This is a genomic window from Bacillus cereus group sp. BfR-BA-01408 (genome assembly GCF_022663305.1).
Taxonomy (GTDB): Bacteria; Bacillota; Bacilli; order Bacillales; family Bacillaceae_G; genus Bacillus_A; species Bacillus_A pacificus.
Map to the genome: position 1 here is coordinate 1 of NZ_JAKUFF010000210.1, position 412 is coordinate 412.

Below are 412 nucleotides of genomic sequence, written 5' to 3' on the forward strand. Positions count from 1 at the left end.
AAGGAGGATACATAAGATGAAAGAGCAAGTATTACAAGTAACAAAAGGTGACTTCGTAGGATCAGCAAGTGGAGCAGTAGTATTAACAGCATTAATCGTATTTCTATCAAGCGTATTAGTATAATAGAAGTTTTGTAACAAAAGAAAACGAGAGGAGAATGCAAAATGAAAGAGCAAGTATTACAAGTAACAAAAGGTGATTTCGTAGGATCAGCAAGTGGAGCAGTAGTATTAACAGCGTTAATCGTATTTCTATCAAGCGTGTTAGTATAATAAAAGTTTTGTAACAAAAAACAAATGAAGGGAGAATGAAAGAAATGAAAGAGCAGGTATTACAAGTAACAAAAGGTGACTTCGTAGGATCAGCAAGTGGAGCAGTAGTGTTAACAGCATTAATCGTATTTCTATCAAG

Annotated in this window: 3 protein-coding genes; all 3 read left to right on the forward strand. The window is 34.2% G+C overall.

Annotated features, from left to right (window positions below):
• Positions 1 to 16 precede the first annotated feature (16 nt).
• Positions 17 to 124, forward strand: coding sequence for a DUF3948 family protein (locus MR083_RS26955; RefSeq protein ID WP_000664237.1), 108 nt, complete (start codon positions 17 to 19; stop codon positions 122 to 124).
• Positions 125 to 165: 41 nt separating this feature from the next.
• Complete coding sequence (locus MR083_RS26960; protein WP_000664237.1) at positions 166 to 273, forward strand: DUF3948 family protein; 108 nt, start codon at positions 166 to 168, stop codon at positions 271 to 273.
• 44 nt (positions 274 to 317) lie between these two features.
• The coding region (locus MR083_RS26965) for a DUF3948 family protein (protein WP_000664234.1) at positions 318 to 412 on the forward strand (95 nt) is incomplete at its 3' end.

Coding starts and splice junctions, on each gene's coding strand:
- MR083_RS26955 (WP_000664237.1), top strand. CDS start 17: ATGAAAGAGCAAGTATTACAAGTAACAAAAGGTGACTTCGTAGGATCA.
- MR083_RS26960 (WP_000664237.1), top strand. CDS start 166: ATGAAAGAGCAAGTATTACAAGTAACAAAAGGTGATTTCGTAGGATCA.